This window comes from Bradyrhizobium sp. CCBAU 11386 (genome assembly GCF_028128955.1).
GTDB lineage: Bacteria > Pseudomonadota > Alphaproteobacteria > Rhizobiales > Xanthobacteraceae > Bradyrhizobium.
The window spans coordinates 25581-51058 of the sequence record NZ_LBKA01000002.1 but is presented as its reverse complement, the minus strand read 5'-3'; the positions used below and the strand labels follow the sequence as shown (position 1 = coordinate 51058).

Here is a 25478-nt window from a genome sequence, read left to right as displayed (position 1 = left end):
GGCTAGCCTCCCGCGCGGCGGCGCGCTTCGGCGGCCGCAGCTTGCGTGGTCTCGGCATCGGTGCCGAGATAGACCTCGATGACGCGGGGATCGCCTGCGACCGCGCTCGGCAGCCCTTCCGAGATCTTCTCGCCGTGGTCGAGCACCATGACGCGATCGACCACCCGCATCAGCACGCCCATGATGTGCTCGACCCAGATGATGGTGATGCCGAGCTCGTCGCGGATGTTGCGCAGCATGTCGGCGGCCTGGTCCATCTCGGTCTCGTCAAGTCCGCCGAGGCTTTCGTCGGCGAGCAGCAGTTTCGGCGCGGTGGCGAGTGCCTTGGCGAGTTCGAGCTTCTTCAGGCCGGCCGCGCCGAGACCATCGACGCTGGCATGGCGGTCGGTCGGCAGGCCGACCATGGCCAGCGACCGCTCGGCCGCTTCCTCGGCCTTGATGCGGCTGTGGCCGCCTTGGCCGTAGAAGCCGGCGAGCGCGACGTTCTCGAACATGGACAGGCGGCGGAAGGGGCGCGGAATCTGGAAGGTGCGGCCGATGCCGCGGTTGATGATCCGGTGCGGCGCGAGGCCCGCGATCTCATGCCCGGCGAACAGGATCGATCCGGAGGTCGGCGCCAGCGTGCCGGAGAGCATGTTGAAGATCGTGCTCTTGCCCGAGCCGTTGGGACCGATCAGGCCAAGGATCTCGCCCTGATCGACCCGAAACGACACGTTGTTCACGGCGGTGAAGCCGCCAAACCGCTTCACCAGCCCGCTGACTTCCAACACCAAAGCTCTCCGTTTCCTCGCGTGTTGCGCTACTGGTTGCTGTAGGTGGTGCCCTTCGGCAGTGGCAGCACGGCCTCCCGCTGCGCCTGGCTCTTCGGCCACACCACAGAGGACTTGTCGTCGATATACTGGATCACGACGGGGAACGAGCGCTCGTTCTGGCCAGACATGGGCGTGCCCTCGCCGTAGAACTTGACGCCGAAGCCGAGCATGGTGCCGCCTTCGGGGATGTCGGTGTCGAGCGCCGCCTTGCGCAGCGCGTCGGGATCGACCCCACCATACTTCTTGATCGCGCGCGGCAGCACGTCGCTCATGAACACGTAGGTGTTGGATGCACCGATGCCGACATGGGCGGAGCGGATGGCGACGCCGGGCCTGATCTTGTCGAACTCCTCACCGACCATCTTGATCACGGGCGGAAGCTTCGGATCCATGGTCTTCTGGTTGGCGAGCCAGATCGAAATCGGGTCGGCGTTGAAGATGTAGGTGGCGTCCGCGCCCATGCCCTCCTTCAGCTTCTCATAGACGCCGTAGCCGGCGCCATGCCCCATCAGCGCGCCGAACTTCAGCCCCTGCTCGCGGGCCTGCCGCAGCAACAGCGTGATGTCGGGGTTGTAGCCGGTGTGGAAGATCACGTCCGGCTTGGCGCGCTTCAGCTTGGTCACGAGCGCGGAGAGATCCGGCGCGGTCGCCGAATAGCCTTCCTTCATCACGACGTTGAAGCCGGCCTTCTTCGCGCCCGCCTCGTTACCCCTGGAAACGTCGACACCATAGGCGCCGTCCTCGTGGATGATGGCGACGCGCAGATCCTTCGGCTCCTTGTCGAACTTCGCCTTGGCGTTCTGGGCGATGAAATCCATCGTCATCATCCCGAACTGGTCGCCGCTCGCCTGCGGACGGAACACGTATTTGTAGCCCTTCTCGTTGAACACGGCCGACGAGATGCAGGTCGTCATCCACATGAACTTCTTGAGCTGCTCGACACGCGCGGCCACGGGCACGCATTGCGCCGATGAGAAGAAGCCGAGCACCATGTCGACCTTCTCCTGCTCGAGCAGGCGGACGGATTCGTTGATGGCGATGTCGGGCTTGCTCTGCGCGTCGGCGTAGACCGCTTCGATATTGTAGCCTTCGACGCCGGTCTTGGCGAAATGGTCGAGGACGATCTTTGCGCCGACATAGTTGAGCTCGGAGCCGCCGCCCGCAAGGGGCCCCGTCAGGTCGAAAACGACGCCGATCTTGATCTTCTTCTCCTGAGCCTGGGCGGAGACCGCCAAGCCCGTCGCTGATATCGCGACCAACAGCCCCCGTACCAAGCGGGCAGCCATGCGCAGGCGCATCAAAACCTCCCTGACTATTGTGCATTGCATTCTTCTTGCTTTTGCTTTTTTGCCCATCACATGGGCTGCGCGCAGCGATGTCAAGCCTTGCGCGTCAGCGCGAGGCGAACTGCTGCGCGACGAAGGCCGTGACATATCGCGGCATGGTCGGCGTGAGATCATCCGTCCCGCGCACGAGATGAATGGCCGACAATTCAGGTTCACTCTCGCGCGCGAGATTGGCTTCGATCCGGGCCCGGATCGCCTCGCCCGGCATGTCCAGGTTGATAACCTGAATCATTGCAATCGCATGACCGCTGACCACGCAGTGCCAGACCGCTTCCGCGGCGTAGTCGGCCGCGGTCAGGCCGGTCTCCTCGGCGAGCTCGCGGACGACGCTGCCGGGAATGTCGAGCGCGCCGTCCCTGACATCGTCGAGATCGGGCGTGCCGGAGGGGAAATAGATGCGGCCGGCATTGGCGGTATGCTGCGCCATCTCGCCCATCACGAAGGCACCGTCGGAGGCGCGCAGCGCGCCCATGCCGAAACCGTTGAACACGGCGGTGTCAGGGAAGCCCCAGTCGCGCCAGGCGAGGAAGCTCGCGAAATCGGTCTCGAAATAGGTCGCGGCGAGATGGCCGTCCGTGAACACGGCATCGCGCCCGAGCAGGACGCGGCCGTTCCAGATCTTCGGCCGCTCGCGCTGCTTCTCGGCGAAATGCGCCGCGATCTCGGCGCGCCGTTCCTCGGCGAACGGCCAGATGATCGGCCGCACGGCGAGTTCTAGCGTCGTGACGCGATGAATGACCGGGGATGTCATGACGGGTCGGTTACCACGCCTTCGCGTCAGTTATTTGGCGCTCCCCGTGGTCTTCTTGGCCTGCTCGACGTACTTGTTGGTAAAGGTCTTGCTGACGTCGATCTTGGCGTTGGCGACCTCCGGCGAGCCGACGCTGAACACGGCGAGCACGGCGTCCGCGCCCTTCGGGTCCATCTTGCCGGTCTCGGAGAACATCGGGATCGTGTTCTTCAGCGCGGCGAGATAGAGGTCCTTGTTCTTGCCGACCGTCTCTTCCGGCATCTTCGCCATGATTTCCTCGGGCGAGTGCGAGTGAATCCAGGCCAGCGTGGCGAGGATCGCATTGGTGAGCGCCTGCGTCTCCTTCTCGTGACCGTTGACCCAGGCCGCGGTCGAATACAGCGCGCCGCCCGGATATTCGCCGCCGAATGTCTCGAGCGTGTCCTTCTGGGTGCGGGTGTCGCTGAGGATGCGCAGGTCCTTGTGGCTGCCCTGGAGCACGGTGACGGAGGGATCGAGCATCACGGCCGCATCGATCTGCCCCTGCTCCATCGCGGCGACGGCGGTCGCGCCGAGGCCGACGCCGATCACGGCGGTGCCGGCGGGATCGAGGCCATTCTTCTTGAGCATGTATTTGAGGAAGAAGTCGGTGGAGGAACCGGGCGCGCTGACGCCGACCTTCTTGCCGGCGAGATCCTTGATCGACTTGATTTCGTTCGTGTGCGCGGGCGAAACCACCAGCACGAGGCCGGGATAGCGGTCATAGACCACGAAGGCCTGAAGCTCCTGCTTCTTGGCCGCCAGGTTGACGCAATGGTCGAAATAGCCGGAGACGACGTCGGCGCTGCCGCCGAGCACGGCCTTGAGCGCGTCCGAGCCGCCCTTGAGGTCGACCAGTTCGACATTGAGGCCGGCCTTGTCGTATTCGCCGAGCTGCTTGGCCAGCACCGTCGGCAGATAGCACAGGCAGGAGCCGCCGCCGACCGCGATGGTCACCTTGCTTTGCGCCGCGGCAAGACCGGTGGTGAGCGTCAGCGCGAGCAGCGCGCCGGCGAGCCTGGCAATCGTGTTCTTCATTGGTTTCCTCCGTTCGGCTGGCGGCACCATAGAGCAGCGGGACTGGCTTGAGAAGCACCGCCTAAGTGCGACTCGCCATCGGCCTTTGGGCGCAATAGCATGCCCGGACAAGAACAATTCCTGACGGGGGAGGATCATCCATGAATCGCCTTGCTGCCGGACTGTCGATCGCTGCCGCCTTTGCCGCCGGATGCGGCGCGAACCAGTTGCTCCGGCCGGCGCTGGCCGCCGAGAACATCACCGCGCAGATCATCCACACCGGCGAGATGGAAGGCGACGCGCTCGGGCCCGCCAACAATGTCGGCTATCGCTCCAAAATGTTCGCAAGCGCCGACGGCGCCACCATCTCGATCCAGGTCGGCAATGTGCCCAAGCACATGCATCCCAACACCAACGAAATCCAGTACATCCTGGACGGGACCGGGACGATCTGGCTCGGCGACAAGGAGATCACGGTGAAGCCGGGCGACCTCGTCATCATCCCCAAGGGCACGCCGCATGGCGGCACCAAGCCGATCAGCGGCCAGGTCAAGGCGATCGCGATCAAGACGCCGCCGCAGGCGCCTGACGACACCAAGCTTCTGGATTAGGCTTTCACACTATCGGGGGCTCGCACGATGCGCGGGCCCCCTTTGTGCGGCTAGCCGCGTCCGTCCACGGTCGGCCGCCAGACCAACAGCCGCCGCTCGACCAGCGTCACCCCAAAATCGATCAGGATGACGAAGGCCGACAGCACGAACATGCCGGCGAACACGCCGGCGACGTCGAACACGCCTTCGGCCTGCTGGATCAGATAGCCGAGCCCTGCCGCCGATCCCAGATATTCACCGACGACGGCGCCGACCACGGCGAAGCCGACCGAGGTGTGGAGCGAGGAGAACATCCAGGACAGCGCCGACGGCCAATAGACGTGCTGCATCAATTGCCGCTCGCTCATGCCGAGCATGCGGCCATTGTCGAGCACGGTGCGGCTAACCTCCTTGACGCCCTGATAGACGTTGAAGAACACGATGAAGAACACCAGCGTCACGCCGAGCGCGACCTTGGACCAGATGCCGAGGCCGAGCCACAGCGCGAAGATCGGCGCCAGCACCACGCGCGGCAGGGCGTTGACCATTTTCACGTAAGGGTCGAACACCGCGGCGACCAGCGGCTGGCGCGCGAACCAGAAGCCGATCAGCACCCCGCCGGCCGATCCGATCACGAAGGCGAGGATCGATTCCACGAGCGTGATGCCGAGGTGCTTCCAGATCACGCCGGAGGCAAACCACTTCACGATCTGGCTGAACACGTCGAACGGGTTGGAGAAGAAGAAAGGTGGCAGCAGGATCTTGCCGAACACAGGGACGGTCGACAGCACCTGCCACAGCACAATGCAGACGACTGCGACCAGGACTTGCAGCGCAAGCAGCGTCGGGCGCGACATCAGACCGCCTCCGCCGCGTGAGTGGACTGCGCGTAGCCCTTCATCACCTCGTCCTTGAGCACGCTCCAGATCTCGCGGTGGAGCGCATGGAACTCCTTGTCCAGCCGCACCTCGAAGATGTCGCGCGGGCGCGGCAAGCTCACCCGCCAGTCGCCGATGATGCGCGAGGACGGCCCCGCCGACATGATCACGACGCGGTCGGCGAGCGCGATCGCCTCTTCGAGATCATGGGTCACGAACAGCACGGCCTTGCGGTCGGCATTCCAGAGATCGAGCAGCAGATTGCCCATCACCTGGCGGGTCTGGGCATCGAGCGGCCCGAACGGCTCGTCCATCAGCAGGATCTTGGGATCGCGGATCAGGACCTGCGCCAGCGCCACGCGCTTGCGCTGGCCGCCCGAGAGCATGTGCGGATAGCGGTTGGCGAAGGCGCCGAGGCCGACCGAGGTCAGCCATTTCTGCGCCCGCGGCAGCGCCTCGGCCCGCGGCGTGCCCTTGATCTCGAGCCCGATCGCGACGTTGTCGAGCGCGGTCTTCCAGGGGAACAGCGCATCGGCCTGGAACAGATAGCCCGCATCCCGGTTCAGCCCCGCGAGCGGCCGGTCGAAGATCTTGACGCTCCCGGCCGCCGGCTTCAGCAGCCCGGCCGCGACGTTGAGCAGCGTCGATTTCCCGCAGCCGGTCGGGCCGACGATGGCGACGAACTCGCCCTGCGCGACCGAAAGATGCGCCTTCTCCACCGCCGTATAGACCCGTCCGTCCCCCAGCCGGAACGCGACCTTGGCATCTTCCAGCGCCACTGCCGTGGGCGTTGTCATGTGTTCCCTCCGAATTTGGTCCGATGCCTTAACCGCTCGCGCGGCCAAGTTCAATCAACCCGCCAAGCGTGCTACGCATGGGTCTCGCCGTACCCTTACCCTCCCTTGGAGGGGGAGGGTCGGTGCGCATGAAGCGAAGCGAAATGTGAGACGGGGTGGGGTGACGGTCTCTCCACGTCCCTCACTGCCCGTGTTGAGAGATCACCCCACCCCGCCCGCGCCTTGCGCGAGCGACCCTCCCCCTCCGGGAGAGGGTAAGGAAGAGTGAGCCGCGTCCAATGGCTAGCAAGCCGGCGATCAGCTACCAAAAGGTCACCAAGAACTTCGGCTCCCTCAGGGCCGTGGACGATGTGTCGCTCGACATCGCCGAAGGCGAGTTTGTGGCCATCGTCGGCGGCTCGGGCTCGGGCAAGACCACGCTGCTGCGGCTCGCCAACCGGCTGATCGAGGCGGATGGCGGCACCATCACGGTCGAGGGCCAGGACGTACAAAACGTCGATCCGGTCGCGCTGCGGCGCCGGATCGGCTACGTCTTCCAGAGCGGCGGGCTGTTCCCGCACTTGAGCGTCGCCGACAATATCGGGATCACGCCAAAGCTGCTGGGCGAGCCGGGAGCGGCAATCGCGGCACGCGTCGACGAGCTGCTGGAGCTCGTGCAGCTCGACCGCGCCGCGCATCGCGACCGGTTGCCCGAGGCGCTCTCCGGCGGCCAGCGCCAGCGCGTCGGCGTGGCGCGGGCGCTCGCGGCAAAACCCCGCACCGTGCTGATGGACGAGCCGTTCGGCGCGCTCGATCCCCTCACCCGCGATGCGCTCGGCGACGACTATCGTTCGCTGCATCGCAAGCTCGGCCTGACCACGGTCATGATCACGCATGACATGACGGAAGCGATTTTGCTCGCCGACCGCATCGCGGTGATGCAGGGCGGCAAGCTGCTCGCGCAGGGCACGCCCGCGGAGCTCTCGAACAGCACCGACGCCTATGTGCTGGAGCTGCTGCGCACACCGCGGCGCCAGGTCGAACGGCTGAACGCGCTGCTGTCACAGGGCGGTGCGGCATGAGCCTCTTCACCGATCCGCGCTGGAGCGACGCGCTGTCGCATCTTCCCGACTATCTCGGCAACCATGTGCGGGTGAGCCTGGCCGCGCTGGCGCTCGGCCTCGCCGTCAGCCTGCCGCTGGCGATCCTGACACGCAACCGCCCGGCGCCGCGCGGCATCCTGCTCGCGCTCGCCAGCATCGTGCAGACCGTGCCCGGACTGGCGCTGCTCGCGCTGTTCTATCCGTTGTTGCTGGCGGCGGCGTCCCTGACGCTCGCCTGGTTCGGAATCTCCTTCTCGGCGTTCGGCTTCCTGCCGGCGATGCTGGCGCTGGCGCTGTATTCGATGCTGCCGGTGCTGCGCAACGGCATCACCGGGCTGAACGGCATCGACCCGGCGCTGATCGAAGCTGCTGAGGGCGTCGGCATGACCGCGCGGCAGTCGCTGGTCCTGGTCGAGCTGCCGCTGGCGCTGCCGGTGATGATGGCGGGCATCCGCACCGCCGCAGTGTGGGTGATCGGCACCGCGACGCTCTCGACTCCGATCGGGCAGACCAGCCTCGGCAACTACATCTTTGCCGGGCTCCAGACCCAGAACTGGGTGTTCGTGCTGTTCGGCTGCCTTGCCTCCGCCCTGCTGGCGCTCGCCGTCGATCAGCTGCTCGGCCTGATCGAGGGCGGCCTGCGCCGCCGCAGCCGCCTGCGCACCGGGCTCGGAGCAGTCGGGATCGCGGCACTGGTCGCCGCAACGCTGGTGCCGACGATGGGCCGCCCGTCGCAGGGCTACGTCGTCGGCGCCAAGACCTTCGCCGAGCAGTATGTGCTGTCGGCGCTGCTCAGGGATCGCCTCCAGACGGCCGGCCTGTCGGCCACGGCGCGCTCGGGCCTCGGCTCGAGCGTGATCTTCGGGGCGCTGAAGGCCGGCGACATCGATCTCTACATCGACTATTCCGGCACGCTCTGGGCCAACCAGCTGCATCGCACCGACATCAAGCCGCGCGCCGAGCTGATCGCGGAGCTGAAGACAGCACTCGCGAAGGAGAACATCACCCTGCTCGGCGAGCTCGGCTTCGAGAATGCCTATGCGCTGGTGATCCCGAAAAAGCGCGCCGAGGCGCTTGGCATCCGCACCATCGCCGATCTCGCCGCGCACGCATCGACGCTGTCGATTGCCGGCGACTACGAGTTCTTCTCGCGGCCCGAATGGGCGGCGCTACAAAAGGCCTACGGCCTTCAATTCCGCGCCCAGCGCCAGATGCAGCCGGACTTCATGTATGCAGCTGTCGCCAGCGGCGAGGTCGACGTCATCGCCGGCTACACCAGCGACGGGCTGATCGCGAAATACGACCTCGTTGTGCTCGACGATCCCAGGCACGCGATCCCGCCCTACGATGCGATTTTGCTGCTCGCACCCAAGCGCGCCGGCGACGAGCGGCTCAAGACGGCGCTGAACCCGCTGCTCGGCAAGATCGACATCGCCACGATGCGGGAAGCGAATTTGCGCGCCGCCGGCAACGACGCGACCTCGTCGCCGGATGTGGTGGCGAAGTGGCTGTGGGGGAAGGTGGGCGGGCGGTAGGTCCCGCCATTTACTCGGTGTCGTCCCGGCGAAGGCCGGGACCCATTACCACAGGAGGCGATATGTGGGCGGTACTGGCCCCGCGCTTGAATTGATGGATCACGCGGTATGGGTCCCCTGGCCTTCGCCAGGACGACACTGGGGAGGCATCGGCGCTCTAAAGCACCGTCCTCGCACAACGCGTCAGAAGCCTACAGCCCCCGGATCATCCCCGCATTGATCAGCAGCCGGTTCAGCCGCCGCGCTTCGGCACCGTCCTTGCAGCCGTAGAAGATGCCCTTGCAGCGGAGCATGATGTCTTTCTGCTCGGCGAAGGACGGGTCGAGCGGGATGCCGGCGGCTTCCTGGATCACCAGCGGCAGATAAGCGCCGTCGATCGTGTCCATCACGGCCTCGCTCTTCACCGGCTCGAAATTGACGGCGTCGATCGCGTAGTAGGTCGCGTAGAGACGCGGATCGTAGGCGTCGAGCTTCTTGCCGAGAGCGCCCTCGTCGAGCCCGGGCTCGAGGAGGTTCGGCGCAAACTCGGGCTGGTGATCGCCATAGCGCACGATCAGGAAGGGCTCGCCGGGAAAGGTCTTCTTGAGGCCGGCGACGAAAGCCTTGTACTGCTCGGCGCTCATCGCCTGCCGGCGCAGATATTCGTCGATGGAAGCCACATTGCCCGGCGCACGCCAGTTCGGCAGCAAATCGGGACGGAAGCGCGTCTCCCAGGGGAAATGATTGGCGCCGAGATAGATGAAGGTGAACAGCGGCTTGTTCGGCGTCCGCTCGCCCATCAGCCGGAGCGCCTTGTCGTAGAAGAACGAGTCCGGCTCGACGTCCTTGGCGCCGAGGTCCTTGGAATCGAGGAAGCGTTCGACGCCGGTCGTCATCTGGAAGCTGCGCGCGCCCATGAAGCCGCCATAGGCGGGATAGAGCGACAGGGTGTCGTAGCCGCAGCGGCGCAGCGCCAGCGGCAGGCCGCGCTCGACGCGGCCCGTTGCGATGCGCGTCACGAAATACGCGAAGCGGCCGAACGAGCGCGAGGAGAGGCCGGCGAGCACGTTGTATTCGGTGAACCAGCTCGGCCCGCCATTGCTCTCGGCCATAAACGTGCGCTGCTTGCCGTCCCACGACTTGAAGTGGTTGCCATAGCCCTGTGGCACCTTGATGCCCTGGGCGGCGCGGATGTCGAAGCTCGATTCATCATGGATCATGATGATGTTCGGCCGGCGGCCCGTGGGATGGCAGGCGTCCACCAGCGGCATGTTGAGCCGCTCGTTGGTCGAGGCGGCCGATTCCATGAAGCCGTACTGCGCGAAGTCGGACACCGCGCTGACGCCGGAGCGGAAGAACTTCGATAGATAGCCGTCGTCGTAATAGCCGCGCCACGCCTCATCCGGATGATAGAGCGAATAGCCGACCAGCGCGGCAAGACAGGCGAGCTTGCAGGCGAGCGCCGGCAGGCGGCGGATGCGGAACGGATCGAGCCACCACAGCGCGTACATCAGCGGCAGCGTGACGAGGCCGGCCAGGATCACCGACCAGCGCAAATTCGGGAAGATCGTGAACAGGAACGCGACGGTGTCGCGGTCGATCATCATCAGGTCGATGAAGTTCACCGTCATCTGCACGACGTCGTGCTTCAGCCGCGACAGCAGCACCAGCACGACGACCATGGTCAGCGACAGCGCGCCTGAGAGCGCCGGCCGGCGCAGCAGCGTGATCCAGAAGAAATTGAGGATGCCCCAGGCGAGCGCGAAGGAGAGGCGCGAGCCGAAATCGGTCTCGGTCTCGTACATCAGCGCGAGCGCCGCGAGATGCGGCGCGGCGACCGCGAGCAGCCGCCAGATGCCGAGCGCGGCGACGCTCGCCAGCACGGCGGTCGTGGCGGAAGGACCTGGATTGGGCGCGGACGCCATCGACACACGCAACTGCTGGTCCGGCGCGATGATCCTAGCCGTCTGGCCGGCCCGAAGGCGGCTAGGGCATCCGGCGCAGCCGGAAGCCTGCACCGTGTCATAAAACTGTAACGGAACAGTCAAGGACAGGCAACGCGCGCCGCGATCCAACCTTCTTAATCTTGGCGGCGGGCGAAAGTGCCGCACGGCAAGCAACCCTAGGGCTTGGCGATCCCCGCGATGAACAGGTCGATGACCCCTTCCGCCATCCGCTCGATCTCACCCTCCTCCACGCCCCAGCGCGGAAAGTGGCCATCGAGATTCATCCGGGCAAAGCCGTAGACCAGGGCGCGGCCGGCGATCTGGATGCGCTTGAGGTCGGCCGGCCGCAGCAGGCCCTGCTCCGCCGCCTCGGCCAGTATTCGCTCCGTCAGGGCGATCAGCTCGGCATTGTCGCGCGTCAGCTCCGCGGAGCTGCCATGGGCGAAATAGCGCCCCGTCGAGATGATCTCGAAATGCGCGGGATTGCGCCTCGCCCAGCGCAGATAGGCGAGGCCGAAGGCGCGGAAGCGGCCGAGCGGATCGGCGACAGAAGCCTCGCCCAGCGCCCCCTCGATCTCTGCGCGAAAGCGCCGCTGCGCCTCCTCGGCCACCGCCGCCATCAGGGCATCGCGGTTGGGGAAGTGCCGGAACGGTGCCCCCGGCGATACCGCCGCCCGGCGCGCGGCCTCGCGCACGGAGACCTCGGCCCCTTCAGCCGCCAGTTGCAGCGCAGCATCGATCAGCACGCGGCGAAGGTCGCCGTGGTGGTACGGCCGGGTTTGGGGCGTTTGGCGGCGGGCGCGCGGCTTGGAGGTCTGACGGGCGGGCATCGGGCCTTCTAGCATCACCCGAACGTGAATGTAAGCAGCGATTACACCATTGACGGACATGCTCAGCCCAAATGTAATCAATGATTACATAATACAGGAGACCACCATGTCACAACGTCAAAGCTGGCTCGAAGGCTGGCGGCTGCTGGCCGCCCTCACCCTCAGCCTGGTCGTCCTCAGCCTGTGGATCGCCTCGATGCGGCAATTCGAAGCCGAGGGCGTGCGGATGGTGATCCGCTTCACGGCGCGCAGCTCGCTCACGCTGTTCTGCCTCGCCTTCAGCGCCGCGGCTCTCGCCCGGCTGTGGCCCAATGCCTGGACGCGCTGGCAGCGTCGCAACCGCCGCTATCTGGGCTTGAGCTTCGCGGCCTCCCACGCGATCCACGCGGTTGCGATCGTCGCGTTCGCCAACATGGATCCGGCCGGCTTTGCGGAGGCGACCTCGGCCGCCTCCTACATCTTCGGCAGCATCGGCTATGCCTTCATCATCGCGATGAGCGCGACCTCGTTCGACCTCACCGCCGCGCTGATCGGGCCGCGCGCCTGGCGCGTGCTGCACCTCACAGGCGGCTATTACCTCTGGTTCCAGTTCATGGTGTCGTTCGGCAAGCGCGTGCCGGCGATGCCGCTTTATGCCGCGTTCCTCGTCCCCCTGCTCGCCGTGATGGCGCTGCGACTGATCGCGATGGCCGCCCATCCGCGCGGACGGACCGTCGCGGCGCGCTGAAGCGGGGCGTCACCCCTGCGGCAACAGCCCGAGTTGCTTGGCGATGATCCGATCGAGCGTCCGCTTCGGCAGCACGGCCCCCATCAGATGCCGCATCGGGTTGGGCGTGATCTGGTAGCGGACCTTGGGGCTTGCCGCGGTCAGCGCCTCGAACACGATTTCGGCGATGCGCTCGGCGGGCAGGCCGTTCGCGCCGAGCGCCATCATGAACGCCATGACCTTGTTCAGCGCCGGCAGATAGGGCGAGTTCTTGTAGACGGAGAGATCGATCTCTTCGGCCTTGCTCCAGATCGGCGTCTTCACCGCGCCGGGGGCGACGATGATGACGTCGATGCCGAACAGCATCAGTTCGCGGCGCAGGCTTTCCGACAGTCCCTCGATGGCGTGCTTGGAGGTGCAGTAAGGCGCCGACAGCGGGTTGCCGTTCTTGCCGGCCACCGAGCTGATCATCACGATCCGTCCCTTCGGCCCCTTCAGCGACGGGTCTGCGCCGAGCAGCGGCCCGAAAGCCTGTGTCGCGATCACAGGGCCGATGACGTTAATGTCCATCTGGCGGCGGAAATCGTCGGCCGACAATTCAAGGACGGGACCGGCCACGGCGACACCGGCATTGTTGACGAGGCCGGCCAGCGTCTCGCCGCCCAGTGCCTCGCGGACTTTTCGCGCAGCAGCGAGGACCGCTGCCTCGTCGGTGACGTCGAACAAAAGCGGCGTGAAGTTCGCGCCGAACTCACCCGTGAGCCGGTCGGCATCGGCCTGCTTGCGAACGCTGCCGAAGACGCGATAGCCGCGCCCGACCAGGAATTTCGCAATGGCCCAGCCGATGCCCGTGGACGTGCCGGTGACGACGACAGATCGCATGGTCTTTCCCCCCGAGAGTTCCCGCGATCATGCAGGAGGAAGGCGCCGGTGCGCAATGGCGCCCAACTCTCAAGCAGGCGCGGCAGGTGTCGGTTCTTAGGATGAAGCAGCGCGCGAACGTCGGGAGATGAGATTGTTTGCACCTTGAAAAGGCGGGTGAAGAGCCGAATCCCTGACTCTGAAGGCGCTGGGCTTTTGGCGATCGCGAAGTTCTGAAAAAGTTCTGAAAAACGGCGCGAGACCAGGAATGTGGTTTAGGTTCGCCTTCGCTAGTGGGCAGGCCCCTGGCCGGCCCGCTCGCGGAGCCGGTAGAATTGGAGCGCAGCCTTCGCGGTACTTGGCTTCAACCGGAGGAAGCTCGCAAAGCACTGGTCCAATCGTTCCTTCGCCTCGTGGGCCGAACCGGGCTGAAACGTCAAGATCGCCTTCGTCGTGTCCCAGGACAGACCGATGGCCTTCGCGAGAATGAGAATCTGCTCGGGCTCGGAGCGGACCAGCGCGCGCTCGATCGCTCCGATCGGCAGATCGCTCATGAGCGACAGCGCGACGGCGGTCTTGTCGAAGCTTCGCTCGCCGACGAAGCCGAGCACACGTGCCTCGTCGAGTTGCCCACCCGAATGCAGGGAGCTCACCTCGGCCAACGCCCGCGCATGCTCGCTCGAGCCTGCCCGCGCCATCGCCTGAAGCTCATCGGAGCTCTCCGCAATGGCACTCCGGATCAGCGCCGCCTGGCGCGGATCGGCCGCCTCCAGCTTGCGCCTCACCATCTCGGAAGCATGGACGAACAATTTCAGCAAGCTCGCGCGCGGGACATCGGGGCGAGCCCAGATGCACATGGCGAGCGCGCCGTTGTCCCGGGCCCGGCTGGTGAGCCTGGACATTCCCTGGACCGAGAACCTGGCCCCACCGTTACCGGCTGTCCGCACCGCAACGTCGCTGTTGCCGCGCTCGACCAGGACGTCGGTGACGGGTTCCGTCAACCGGCTGCGGCCGGCGATGGCCAGCAGGTGATCCTGGCTCTTGGTGCGCGCATTCTCCGTCAAGCTCGCCTCGTCGAGCTGTGGCGAGTGCTCCAGGACCGGCGCCGCCACCTCTGGCGCGTCGTCAAACGCCAGCAAGCGGATCGTCCGGCGCGGCGCGTCAGGCAAACTGGAAAGCCGGCTCCCGAAGGCCGCCCGGGCGGCGCATTCGATACTCTTGAGGAGCGTGCTCATCACCTCATCGAACAGGTCGATCTGCTCGTCGGTGAACTTGCCCGAGCCGAGCACGAAGAGATCGGCGACCTGATGCAGGAGTTCGGCGCGCTTCGACAGCTCCGGGCTCGTCAGCGCGATCTCGAGTTGATCGATCAGGCCGTTCTCCAAATTCATCTCTCGTGACCTGGGGGTTGAGTTGCCTGCGTTCCGACGGAGGTCATGAGATCACGCGACGTTTTGTGCCGGCAACGGCAAATCGAAACTGACTTCAGAGTTCGGCACGGGTCGCCCGAACAGATATCCCTGGACGAAGTCCACTCCCGCCGCTTGAAGGGCCTCGAATTGCGCAGGGGTCTCGACCCCCTTGGCGACCGTGGCGACATCGAGACCGCGCGCCAATGCGACGGCGGAGGCGACGACCGCGGCGCAATCCCTTCGCGTCGTGCAGTCCTTCACGATCGCGCGGTCGATCTTGAACTTGTCGAAAGGGAAGCTCTGGAGGTAGCTCGCCGCGGAATAGCCTACACCGCAATTGTCGAGGACGACGCCGACGCCGAGGTTCTTCAGTTGCCGGACCGTCAGCAGGTGGGCCGCAAGATTCCCATCCAGGAGCGCAGCGTCCGGTATTTCGAGTTCGAGGCGCTTGGGCGCCAATCCCGACTCGACCAGCGCGCACAGGACGACGTCGAGCACGTTGCTCCCGTGGAACTGGGCGGCGCTCATGTTGACGGCGACCCTGATGTGCGCTGGCCAGGCAGCCGCGTCCAGGCAGGCCTGTCGCAATATCCATTCACCGAGCGGCACCATCAGTCCGGCCTGCTCGGCGACACCAAGGAACTGCAAAGGCGCCAGCACGCCCTTCGACGGGTGATGCCAGCGCACGAAACATTCCAGGCCCGTCATCGTGCGCGTTCTGGCGTCGATCACCGGCTGGTAGTACAGCTCGAACTCGTTGCGGGCCATCGCTTCCCGCAGTTCGCCTTCCATCGACTTCTGTGTGTCGGCAGCTTGGGTCATTTCGGGCTGGAAGATGCGGAAATCGTTTCGGCCCGCAGATTTCGTCACGTAGAGCGCGACATCCGCCTTCTGCAGCAACGTCTCGGCGTCGGTGCCGTGCTCCGGCGCGAAGGCAATACCGACGCTGGTGCCGACACTGACGCGATGGCCGTCAAGATCGAAGGGTTGCTCGATCAGGCCGATGATCCTCAGAGCGAGAGCAATCGCGCCCTCGCTCTGATTTTCTTCGTTCTCCTGGATGATCGCGAATTCGTCACCGCCGAGCCGCGCCAGCACATCGGTATCCCGCAACGATGAACTCAGCCGCCGCGCCACCTCAACCAGCAACTGGTCGCCCGCGGCGTGGCCGAGCGTATCGTTGACGGCCTTGAACCTGTCGAGATCCAGCATCAGCACGGTGAACGTCGTGCCATGACGCTGCGACCGCTTGGCGGCATCGCCGAGCTTTTCGGAGAATACGGCGCGGTTCGCAAGACCCGTGAGCAGATCGTGTTGCGCCAGATAGGCGATACGCTTCTCGTTTCTCGCTCGATCGGTAATATCCTCGTGGGTCGTCAGCCAGCCGCCATCCTGCATCATGTGGCGCGCAATCGCGACCACCCTGCCGTCGGCGAGTTCCCGGGTCTCGCTCAGCTGCTTCACATTCTGTCTGAGATAGACGTCCGGCGCGACGTCGACAAAATGCGTCCCTTTTTCGCGGCGATATTCGAGAATCTGCGCCAGCGAAGTACCTGGCCCTATCTGATCGCCGCTCAGATGATAAATTTCGGCATAGCGCGCGTTCGAGACCACGACTCTCTGGTCCGCATCGAACATGCAGAGCCCCTGGGACATGTTGTTGAGGGCAGCATCGAAGCGCGTGTTGATCGCCTCCAGCTCCGCTGCCTTCTGGGCCAGCATCTGCTCGCCGCGTTTTTGCTCAGTGACGTCTTCGTGCGTCGCGACCCAGCCGCCGTCCGGCAGCGGCTTGCGCTGGATCAGAATCTGGCGGTGGTCTTTCAATGCGTATTCCTGCTGCCGCTGGGTCGGCATGAGCTGGACATGCTGGTCGACCGTCAGGGAGCTCGTTTCGCCGCGATCCGCATAGTGTTGCAATATCCGTTGCAGCGGCGTGCCTGGCCGCACCAGTTCGTCCGGCAGATCGTACATCTGCTGGTAGCGGCTGTTGGAGACGACCAGGTTCTTGTCGGCGTCAAACAGGCACAGTCCCTGATTCATGTTGCTGATTGCCACATCGAACCGCGTATTGATGAGCTTCAGCTCGGCGGCATTTTCCGCCAGCAGGATCTCGTCTCGCCGCTTCTCGGTGATGTCCTGATGGGTCGCGACCCAGCCACCGTCGGCCATGGGCGTGCGCAGGATCGAGATGATCCGGCCGTCGGCAAGCGTGAGAATGCGCGGGACGCGCTGCTTTGCTCCCTCAAGAAACTCATCAAGATCGAGATCGCCTCCGGCCACCTTGTAGTCGCGAACAATGTCGCCGAGTGGCGTGCCCCGCTTCAGCTGCGCTTCCGACAATTCGTACATCTCGCGGTAGCGGCTATTGGCGACCAGGAGCCTCTCGTCCGCATCGAACATGCTCAGCCCATGCGGCATGTTGCTCAATGCGGCGTCGAAACGCGCACTTGTCGCTGCGAACTCATTGGTCTGCCGCCGCAACAGCCATGTGCCGACCAGGATGAAGACAATGATCGCAGCAGCCAGCGGGCCGAAGGTGTAGAGATGCCGATACCACGGCTGCAGCACGTCGCTGCAGGCGTAGGTCACGATCAGGATCAGTGGCAATCCGGATACGGCCTGGTAGCCGGCAACGCGAGCTACGCCGTCAACGGGGCTCACCAGCTGGTAAGAGCCTCCCTCCGACTCCGGCAGATATTTGGTAAAGAGCAGGCCATTCGCGAAGGACCTCCCCAAGATAGCCGGGTCCTCGGGACGCCGCGCCATGATCCGTCCCTCACGGTGCATCAACACCACGGATCCGCCATGACCGAGATCGATCGAGCGATAGATCTTGAGAAAATACGATTGGTCGAGCGATGCGCCGATAATGCCGGCGAAACTGCCGTCGGTGTTGCTCAATCGCCGTGATGCCGCGGTAAGCCATTTGTCGCCTGCCACCGAACGAAACGGTGGCGCGATGCGCAGCCGATCTTCGGTGCTGTCGCGCTGGGCGACGAATTGCGGCGCGGCGGACATCGTGCCGCGATTCGGCGCGCGGTCGGTGGAATAAGCGACGACTTCCCCCGACGCACCGGTCCACCCAACGCTGATGATGACGGATGAGCTCGCTTGCAATTGGCGAAGCGCGGCATTGGCTGCACCTGGATCGGCGTATTTTCCCGACAGGCTGTCTCTGCGGATGGTTGCGGCTTCACGCAGAACGCGATCGACATCCTCGAACGTCAACGCGGCATGATCGGCAAGAATTTTTGCAAAGCTCTGGGCATCGGTCTTTGCCGTCGCGATCGCGTCCCGATAACGGACTGCCAGATCGGTGAGAAACAGGACGACGATTGCCAGCGAAAGCAGGACGCCCAGGACCGTCAGCGACGATCCTGGCGACCGGGCTAGCCTTCGCCAAGCTCTGAGCATTGCAGATCCGCGTCACATTCGACGGCCCCACAGTCGTCCACCTAACGCTAAGACTTCGTTCATTTGGTAGCCCGTAGTCGCACGGGAACCCATGAGGGCTCGGTCCGGCCGGGCAGCCGTAATCTTGCAGGCCGATGGTAAAGCGGCGTTAACCATCTACAGCGCAGGCCATACCGGATCGGTGTGGCGGTCGATGATGCGCTGGGGCCACGGCAATACGACCATAGGGGCACCGTGAGTGCGATGCGGCACGGTTCTGGGCCAGTGGCGTAGGGGCATGCAAAGATGCGCATGCAGCGTGGGTGGGCAAGGCGCAAGACGCCCTGCCCACCCCGCGATCTGTGATCTCAGTTCCCGCTCTCGTCGACGAGAGCATCCTTCTTGATCATCGAGATCGCGCGCGCGATCTCGATGAATCAAAAAGGCGGACGAGACCTTAGTTCTTGCTCTTGTCGACCAGCGCGCCCTTCTTGATCCAGGGCATCATGTCGCGGAGTTTCGCGCCGACTTCCTCGATCGGGTGCTGGGCGAGCTTGGCGCGGGTCGCCTTGAACGAGGTCTGGTTGACCTTGTTCTCGAGCATCCAGTCGCGGGCGAACTTGCCGCCCTGGATGTCGGCGAGAACGCGCTTCATCTCGGCCTTGGTCTCAGCGGTGACGATGCGCGGACCGGTGACGTATTCGCCATACTCGGCGGTGTTGGAGATCGAGTAGTTCATGTTGGCGATGCCGCCTTCATAGATCAGGTCGACGATCAGCTTCACTTCGTGCAGACACTCGAAATAGGCCATCTCCGGGGCGTAGCCGGCTTCGACCAGCGTCTCGTAGCCGCCCTTGATCAGCTCGACCAGGCCGCCACAGAGCACGACCTGCTCGCCGAACAGGTCGGTCTCGCACTCTTCCTTGAAGGTGGTCTCGATGATACCGGCGCGGCCGCCGCCGATGGCGGAGGCGTAGGACAGGCCGAGGTCATGGGCGTTGCCCGAGACGTCCTTGGCGATCGCGATCAGGCAGGGCACGCCGCCGCCGCGCTGATACTCCGAGCGCACGGTGTGGCCGGGGCCCTTCGGCGCGATCATCAGCACGTCGAGGTCGGCGCGCGGGTCGAGCAGGTTGAAGTGGACGTTGAGGCCGTGCGCGAAGACGAGGGCGGCGCCCTTCTTCATGTTGTCGTGCAGGTGCTCGCGGTAGATGTCGCCCTGGAGCTCGTCCGGGGTCAGCATCATGACGAGGTCGGCCCATTTGGCGGCTTCGGCGACTTCCATCACCTTGAAGCCGGCGGCTTCCGCCTTCTTGGCCGAGGCCGAGCCCTTGCGCAGCGCAATGGCGACTTCCTTGACGCCGGAATCCTTCAGGTTCAGCGCGTGGGCGTGGCCCTGGCTGCCATAGCCAACGATGACAACCTTCTTGCCCTTGATCAGGTTCAGGTCGGCGTCGCGATCGTAATAAACACGCATAGTCGTTTCCTCATTCAGGGCCAGAATCGGCCAAAGCTCAGTGTCCGAAGGGTGAAATTTGCGGATTTCGGGGGCTGTCTAGAGCATTTTCAGCCCCTAGGGAAACCCGTTTCTGCATGGAAATCCGCGACATCATGCATCCATGAAAACGGGGTAGAGGGAGGCGAGCAGCAGGATTGCCATCACGATGTTGAAGGCCCGGACCAGCCGCTCGGAGGTCAGGACCGGCCGCAGCGCAGTGCCGAACAGGGCCCAGACCACGGTCGAGGCCGTGCCGACGAGCAGGCTGATCAGGGTCTGGATCGCGATGTTGACGGGAAACTGGGCAATCGCCGCATAGGCGGTGATGGTGCCGATCACGATCACCCAGCCCTTGGCGTTGATCCACTGGAACATGGCCGCGCCCCAGAAGGTCATCGGGCCGCGGCCGCTCTCGCCGTCCGGCGTGGTCGGGCCGGACATGGCGATCACGGCAGCAAGATAGATCAGGTAGACCGCACCGGCATATTTCAGGATGGTCTGGAGGATCGGATAGGCCAGGAACACGGTCCCTAGCCCGAGGCCCACCGCGGCGACCATGAAGGCAAAGCCGATGACGATGCCGGCGATGTGGGGGATGGTGCGGCGGAAGCCATAGGTCAGGCCCGACGCCAGCAGCATGATGTTGTTCGGCCCGGGGGTGAAGTACATCACCACCATGAAGGCGAGGAAGGCATAGAAGAGCGAGTAAGCCATATTCACCTCACGCGATCTTCGGCAGGACTTGCGGGCGCTTCGCCAGCACCATCACCGCGATACCGCCGATCACAGTCAGCATGCCGGCGAGCCTTAGGGGTCCGAAGCGTTCGCCGAACACGATGCTGGAGGCGGCCGAGCCGACGAACGGCACCAGCAGCGCGAACGGCACCACTTGGGCTGCGGGATAGTCACGCAGCAGCCGGCCCCATAGCCAATAGGCGATGCTGGTGGAGATGGCGCCGATCATCAGCAGGCAGACGAGACCGGTCAGCGACATGTGGATCAGGGACTGGAAGGTCGGCACCGGCCCGTTGACGACGAGCGAGAGTGCGAACAAGGGAACCGCAGTGGCAAGGCAAAGCCAGGCGAATAGGTCGAACATCGGCACGCCGCGCGCGCCACGCAGCAGAATGTTGCCGATGGCGAAGCTGACCGGCGCGATCATCAGCACCGCGAAGGCACCGACGCTGAAATCATAGCCGACGGTGCCGCAGATCATCAGCAGGCCCGCTGCGGCGATCACGATGCCGAGGGTCTGCATCGGCGTCGGCCGCTCGCCGAAGGCGATCGCGGCAAAGCCGATCGTGAACAGCGCCTGGCTCTGCACGACGACGGAGGTCAAGCCCACCGGCACGCCATGGGCGATGCCATAGGCCTGGCTCAGGAACTGGCCGAGAAACAGCGTGAAGCTGATCGCGATCAGCAGCGACCAGGCGATCTTGGGCTTGCCGATGAACAGGCACGGCACCGCGGCAATGGTGAAGCGCATCGCCGTCATCAACTCCGGCGAAAACTCGTCGAGCGCGATCCGGCTCGCCACGAAGGCAAGCCCCCAGATGATCGCCACCAGGAGGGCGATGAGGATGTCGGCCGGCTTCATTGTTGTTCCCGGTTCTGCCCTGTCGTGCAGCCCTGTTTCTTGTTCTGGTCTAGCCTTGCTCGCCGGCTTTCGGTTTCCGCAGCAGATAAGTGCCGTGCATCGGTGCGTGATAGTCGGCCGAGACCAGCGTGAAGCCGACGTCGGTCAGCATCCGCTCCATCACCCAGCCGAAGGTGGAATATTCATCGCGCATGTGCGTCACCACGCCCTCGCGGGAGAAATCGTGGTTCTTGATCTGGAAGTCGGCCCACTGCTCGACGTCGCGCTCGACCGCGTCGGGCATCGAGGCATAGACGATGTCGCGCAGATAGAAGCTCGCCCCCGGCCTCAGCGCGCGAAAGATCCGCGACATCGCCACCACTTTCCAGAAATCCGGCAGATGATGCAGCGTGAACTCGCTGACGATCAGATCGTAGGATTCCGGCCGGTAGGCGAAGCTGAGCAGGCCGGCCGATTGCGTGCGCACGGGCGCCTTGCGGTCGCGCGCATAGATCTCGGCGAGCGCCAGCATCGCCGGCGAGATGTCGATGGCGTCGACCTCGGCCCCCATCAGCGCCGCTTCGGTGGCGAGCACGCCGTTGCCGCAGCCGATGTCGGCGATGCGCCAGCCGCGCTGGACACCGAGCATTTTCAGGGCGGCGCGCGCCCGCAGATCGGCATCGTCGTGGCTGTCGTAGATCGACGCCACCGCGGGCTCAATGCCCATCCGGTTCCGCTCGTTATAGTACCAGTCGCGCGCCAGCATGGTTCACATCCCTTCAGGCCCGCGGCCGATCGCGGCAACGCCCGTGCGCGACACCTCGACAAGGCCGAGCGGGCGCATCAGATCGATATATTGATTGATCTTGTCCGTATTGCCTGTGATCTCGAACACAAAGCTCTCGGTGGTGGCGTCGATCACGCGGGCGCGGAACGCATCCGCCAGCCTGAGCGCCTCGACCCGGTGCTCGCCCTGCCCGCGCACCTTCACCATCGCAAGCTCGCGCTCGATCGAACGCTTGGTCTGGGTCATGTCGACGACGCGGTAGACCGGGATCATGCGGTCGAGCTGGTGCTTGATCTGCTCGATCACCATCGGCGTTCCGGTGGTGACGATGGTGATGCGTGACAGATGCTTCTGCGCCTCGGTCTCCGAGACCGTGAGGCTCTCGATATTGTAGCCGCGCCCGGAGAACAGTCCGATGACGCGCGCGAGCACGCCGGGCTCGTTCTGCACGAGCACCGAAAGCGTATGCGTCTCGTTGGGATCGTGGCGATCCTCGATGAAGTAGGCGGATGCGGGCTGATTCATTGTCGTCCCCTCTATTCTTTCTTGTCATGCCCCGCGAAGGCGGGGCATCCAGTAACCACCGGCATAGTGAGTCTCACATCTGCCGCGGCGTACTGGACCGTCCGGTCAAGCCGGACGATGACGGTGGTGCAATTGGCGAGCGCTCGCGCAATCATGCGACCACCCATCGCTTGAACAGATCGAAATCGATATTGCCGCCGGACAGCACGAGACCGACGCGTTTGCCTGACAGTCTTGTCTTTTCCTGAAGCGCCGCAGCGAGCGGGGCGGCACCGGCGCCTTCGGCGAGATTGTGCGTGTCGGTCCAGTAGGCGCGGATCGCCGCGGCGACCTCGTCGTCGGTCACCTGCACGATGCGGGAGGCGCCCTTGCGGATCAGGGCCAGCGCATCCGCGTCGGGAATGCGCGTCGCCATGCCGTCGGCAAGCGTGTTGCTGGTCTCGGTGGTCACGATCTTGCCGGCCGCGAACGACAGCGCATAGGACGGCGCTTCGGTCGACTGCACGCCGACGATCTCGGTCTTCAGGCCCAGGAGGTCGCGTGCCATGATGCAGCCGGAGATTCCAGAGCCCTGCCCGATCGGCACGTAGAGAACATCCAGATCTGGCGCCGTCCGGAACAGTTCGAGCGCATAGGTGGCGACGCCGAGCACGAGATCCGGATGGAACGACGGCACCATGTGCAGGCCGGTAAATTGGGCGCGCCGTTGAGCCTCTTCCGCGGCCGCCTGAAAGTCCTCGCCATGCTCGACCAGCTCGGCGCCGAAGGCCTTCATCGCGCGGTTCTTCTCGACCGAGTTGCCGCGGGGCACGTAAATCACCGCCGGCACGCCGTGGCGGCTCGCGGCAAATGCCAGGCTCTGGCCGTGATTGCCGCGCGTCGCTGAGATGATGCCCGGCGTCTTCGGCCGCTCACGCTTGAGCCTGTCGAGATAGACGAGGCCGCCGCGCACCTTGAAGGCCCCGATCGGCGTGTGGTTTTCGTGCTTGACGACAACCCCGGTGCCGAGGCGTTCAGCGAGCAGCGGCCAGGCATGCGCCGGCGTGGCAGGCACCGCCTGCCGCACGATGTCGTGTGCGCGCTCGAGTTCCGTCAGGTCGAACATGACGTCACACCAGCGCCTTGCCGCCCGCGAACGCCTTGGCCGTCGCCTCGTCGTTCGCCTGCTCCGGCAACAGCATCTCGTTGTGCGCCTTGCCGGAGGGGATCATCGGGAAGCAGTTTTCGAGCGCCGCGACGCGGCAGTCGAACAGCACCGGACGCTTGACCGAGATCATCTCCTGGATGGCGCCGTCGAGATCGGAAGGCTTGTGCACCTGGATGCCGACGCCGCCATAGGCTTCCGCGAGCTTGACGAAATCCGGCAGCGCCTCCGAGTAGGAATGCGACAGGCGGTTGCCATGCAGCAGCTGCTGCCACTGCCGCACCATGCCCATGTACTGGTTGTTGAGGATGAAGATCTTGATCGGCAATTCGTACTGGACCGCCGTCGACATCTCCTGGATCGTCATCTGCACCGAGGCATCGCCTGCGATGTCGATGACGAGGCTGTCCGGGTGCGCCACCTGCACGCCGACCGCGGCAGGCAGGCCGTAGCCCATGGTGCCGAGCCCGCCTGATGTCATCCAGCGATGCGGCTCCTCGAAGCCGTAGAACTGCGCCGCCCACATCTGGTGCTGGCCGACCTCGGTCGTGATGTAGGTATCCTTGCCGCGCGTCGCCTCGAACAGGCTCTGGATCGCGTGCTGCGGCAGGATGACGTCGTTGCTCTTCCTGTAATAGAGCGAGTTGCGGGCGCGCCACTGCGCGATCTGCTGCCACCACGCCTTGATGTCGGGCTTCTTCGACTCCGCCTTGAACACCTGGAGGATGTCGCCGAGGATGTTGCCGCAATCGCCGATGATCGGCACGTCGACACGGATGTTCTTGTTGATCGAGGACGGATCGATGTCGATGTGGATCTTCTTCGAGCCCGGCGAGAACGCATCGACACGGCCGGTGATGCGGTCGTCGAAGCGCGCGCCGACGCACAGCATGACGTCGCAATCGTGCATCGTCATGTTGGCCTCATAGGTGCCGTGCATGCCGAGCATGCCGAGCCAGTTCTTGCCCGACGCCGGGTACGCGCCGAGGCCCATCAGCGTGGAGGTGATCGGAAAGCCGGTGACCTCGACCAGCTCGCGCAGCAGCTTGGTGGCTTCAGGACCGGAATTGATCACGCCGCCGCCGCTGTAGATCACGGGACGCTTGGCGTTCGCGAGCAGCGAGACGGCCTTGCGGATCTGCGTCGCGTCGCCCTTCACGCGCGGCGCGTAGGAGCGGTGCACGTCGGACTTGCGCGGCGGATGATAGGTGCCGGTCGCGAACTGCACGTCCTTGGGCACGTCGACCAGCACCGGGCCCGGACGGCCCGTGGTCGCAACGTAGAACGCCTCGTGCAGGACCTTTGCGAGATCATTGACGTCGCGCACTAGCCAGTTGTGCTTGGTGCAGGGACGCGTGATGCCGACCGTGTCGCATTCCTGGAACGCGTCGTTGCCGATCAGATGCGTCGGCACCTGGCCGGAGATACAGACCAGCGGGATCGAATCCATCAGCGCGTCGGTCAGCGGCGTCACCATGTTGGTGGCGCCGGGACCGGAGGTCACCAGCGCAACGCCCGGCTTGCCGGTCGAGCGCGCATAGCCCTCGGCGGCGTGGCCCGCGCCCTGCTCGTGCCGGACCAGGATGTGCTGGACCTCGCTCTGCTGGAAGATCTCGTCATAGATCGGAAGCACCGCGCCGCCGGGATAGCCGAAAATGTCGGTCACGCCGTGATCGATGAGCGCGCGGACGATCATCGCGGCGCCGGTCATCTGGTTCGGATCGTGGCTCTTGTCGGTCATTGGCTTGCTCCGGATGCGCTGTTGCCAGCGGCTTCGTTCGTGTCGGGTTCAGGAAATAAAAAAGGCCCCGAAGAGGGCCCATGCACACCGCCTGTCATGTGGATGGCAGCTAGCCATCCCCGGCGGTGTGCCTGGGTACGACGGCGATAAGGAGTTTGGTAATAATGTTACGCATGGCAGGCGCCCGGCTTCCCAAAGGTTGCGCGAAACATAGCGGCCAAAGCCTGGATGTCAAGGCAATGCGGCCGTTCCCG

The 25478-nt window shown here is 64.7% G+C and carries 22 protein-coding genes; 4 read left to right on the top strand and 18 right to left on the bottom strand.

Going from position 1 to position 25478, the window contains the following annotated elements:
• Window positions 1-2: 2 nt before the first annotated feature.
• The 4 genes from XI09_RS00445 to XI09_RS00430 form a co-directional block, all read right to left on the bottom strand.
• On the bottom strand, window positions 3-770 hold the full coding sequence (locus tag XI09_RS00445; protein ID WP_271565189.1) for an ABC transporter ATP-binding protein: 768 nt from the start codon (window positions 768-770) through the stop codon (window positions 3-5).
• A 29-nt stretch (window positions 771-799) separates the two neighbouring features.
• A complete protein-coding gene (locus XI09_RS00440) occupies window positions 800-2110 on the bottom strand; it encodes an ABC transporter substrate-binding protein (RefSeq protein WP_271565188.1) in 1311 nt (436 codons plus the stop codon).
• A gap of 94 nt (window positions 2111-2204) precedes the next feature.
• On the bottom strand, window positions 2205-2909 hold the full coding sequence (locus XI09_RS00435; RefSeq protein ID WP_271565187.1) for an NUDIX hydrolase: 705 nt from the start codon (window positions 2907-2909) through the stop codon (window positions 2205-2207).
• A 30-nt stretch (window positions 2910-2939) separates the two neighbouring features.
• Window positions 2940-3965, bottom strand: a complete 1026-nt coding sequence (locus XI09_RS00430) for an ABC transporter substrate-binding protein (protein ID WP_271565186.1) — start codon at window positions 3963-3965, stop codon at window positions 2940-2942.
• Window positions 3966-4105: 140 nt separating this feature from the next.
• Between XI09_RS00430 and XI09_RS00425 the strand changes: the two genes are divergently transcribed.
• Window positions 4106-4555, top strand: a complete 450-nt coding sequence (locus XI09_RS00425) for a cupin domain-containing protein (RefSeq protein WP_271565185.1) — start codon at window positions 4106-4108, stop codon at window positions 4553-4555.
• Window positions 4556-4605: 50 nt separating this feature from the next.
• Here XI09_RS00425 and XI09_RS00420 read toward each other — a convergent pair whose 3' ends face one another.
• Window positions 4606-5391, bottom strand: coding sequence for an ABC transporter permease (locus XI09_RS00420; protein WP_271565184.1), 786 nt, complete (start codon window positions 5389-5391; stop codon window positions 4606-4608).
• Window positions 5391-6209 (bottom strand): ABC transporter ATP-binding protein, encoded by an 819-nt coding sequence (locus tag XI09_RS00415; protein WP_271565183.1) that lies wholly within the window; start codon window positions 6207-6209, stop codon window positions 5391-5393. The genes XI09_RS00420 and XI09_RS00415 overlap by 1 nt, the downstream gene beginning before the upstream one ends.
• Window positions 6210-6487: 278 nt before the next feature.
• On the opposite strand from XI09_RS00415, the gene XI09_RS00410 reads away from it, so the two are divergent.
• Together XI09_RS00410 and XI09_RS00405 are read left to right on the top strand one after the other, a co-directional pair.
• Window positions 6488-7270 carry an ATP-binding cassette domain-containing protein gene (locus XI09_RS00410; protein ID WP_271565182.1) on the top strand — a complete coding sequence of 261 codons (783 nt, stop codon included), beginning with the start codon at window positions 6488-6490 and terminating at the stop codon, window positions 7268-7270.
• Complete coding sequence (locus XI09_RS00405; protein ID WP_271565181.1) at window positions 7267-8826, top strand: glycine betaine ABC transporter substrate-binding protein; 1560 nt, start codon at window positions 7267-7269, stop codon at window positions 8824-8826. The genes XI09_RS00410 and XI09_RS00405 overlap by 4 nt, the downstream gene beginning before the upstream one ends.
• A gap of 191 nt (window positions 8827-9017) precedes the next feature.
• Here XI09_RS00405 and XI09_RS00400 read toward each other — a convergent pair whose 3' ends face one another.
• Window positions 9018-10730 carry a sulfatase-like hydrolase/transferase gene (locus XI09_RS00400; protein ID WP_271565325.1) on the bottom strand — a complete coding sequence of 571 codons (1713 nt, stop codon included), beginning with the start codon at window positions 10728-10730 and terminating at the stop codon, window positions 9018-9020.
• A 197-nt stretch (window positions 10731-10927) separates the two neighbouring features.
• Entirely contained in the window at window positions 10928-11581 is a 654-nt protein-coding gene (locus XI09_RS00395; protein ID WP_271565180.1) for a TetR/AcrR family transcriptional regulator, read from the bottom strand.
• Between the two features lie 106 nt (window positions 11582-11687).
• On the opposite strand from XI09_RS00395, the gene XI09_RS00390 reads away from it, so the two are divergent.
• Complete coding sequence (locus tag XI09_RS00390) at window positions 11688-12308, top strand: hypothetical protein (protein WP_271565179.1); 621 nt, start codon at window positions 11688-11690, stop codon at window positions 12306-12308.
• A gap of 9 nt (window positions 12309-12317) precedes the next feature.
• On the opposite strand, the gene XI09_RS00385 is transcribed toward XI09_RS00390, so the two are convergent.
• From XI09_RS00385 to XI09_RS00340, 10 genes are all read right to left on the bottom strand, one after another.
• On the bottom strand, window positions 12318-13169 hold the full coding sequence (locus XI09_RS00385) for an SDR family oxidoreductase (protein ID WP_271565178.1): 852 nt from the start codon (window positions 13167-13169) through the stop codon (window positions 12318-12320).
• A gap of 269 nt (window positions 13170-13438) precedes the next feature.
• Window positions 13439-14539, bottom strand: a complete 1101-nt coding sequence (locus tag XI09_RS00380; RefSeq protein ID WP_271565177.1) for a DUF2336 domain-containing protein — start codon at window positions 14537-14539, stop codon at window positions 13439-13441.
• Between the two features lie 51 nt (window positions 14540-14590).
• Window positions 14591-17974 carry a PAS-domain containing protein gene (locus XI09_RS00375; protein ID WP_271565176.1) on the bottom strand — a complete coding sequence of 1128 codons (3384 nt, stop codon included), beginning with the start codon at window positions 17972-17974 and terminating at the stop codon, window positions 14591-14593.
• 436 nt (window positions 17975-18410) lie between these two features.
• Window positions 18411-19430, bottom strand: a complete 1020-nt coding sequence (gene ilvC, locus XI09_RS00370; protein WP_027544763.1) for a ketol-acid reductoisomerase — start codon at window positions 19428-19430, stop codon at window positions 18411-18413.
• Window positions 19431-19562: 132 nt separating this feature from the next.
• Window positions 19563-20165: a LysE family translocator gene (locus XI09_RS00365; protein ID WP_177234221.1), complete on the bottom strand. Its 603-nt coding sequence runs from the start codon at window positions 20163-20165 to the stop codon at window positions 19563-19565.
• A gap of 7 nt (window positions 20166-20172) precedes the next feature.
• The gene (locus XI09_RS00360) at window positions 20173-21048 is read right to left on the bottom strand and encodes an EamA family transporter (protein WP_271565175.1); all 876 of its coding nucleotides are present in this window, start codon (window positions 21046-21048) and stop codon (window positions 20173-20175) included.
• 49 nt (window positions 21049-21097) lie between these two features.
• A complete protein-coding gene (locus XI09_RS00355) occupies window positions 21098-21793 on the bottom strand; it encodes a class I SAM-dependent methyltransferase (RefSeq protein ID WP_271565174.1) in 696 nt (231 codons plus the stop codon).
• 3 nt (window positions 21794-21796) lie between these two features.
• Window positions 21797-22339, bottom strand: a complete 543-nt coding sequence (gene ilvN, locus XI09_RS00350) for an acetolactate synthase small subunit (protein ID WP_011089241.1) — start codon at window positions 22337-22339, stop codon at window positions 21797-21799.
• Window positions 22340-22490: 151 nt separating this feature from the next.
• Window positions 22491-23444: a threonine dehydratase gene (locus tag XI09_RS00345; protein WP_271565173.1), complete on the bottom strand. Its 954-nt coding sequence runs from the start codon at window positions 23442-23444 to the stop codon at window positions 22491-22493.
• Between the two features lie 4 nt (window positions 23445-23448).
• A complete protein-coding gene (locus XI09_RS00340) occupies window positions 23449-25224 on the bottom strand; it encodes an acetolactate synthase 3 large subunit (RefSeq protein ID WP_271565172.1) in 1776 nt (591 codons plus the stop codon).
• Window positions 25225-25478 lie beyond the last annotated feature (254 nt).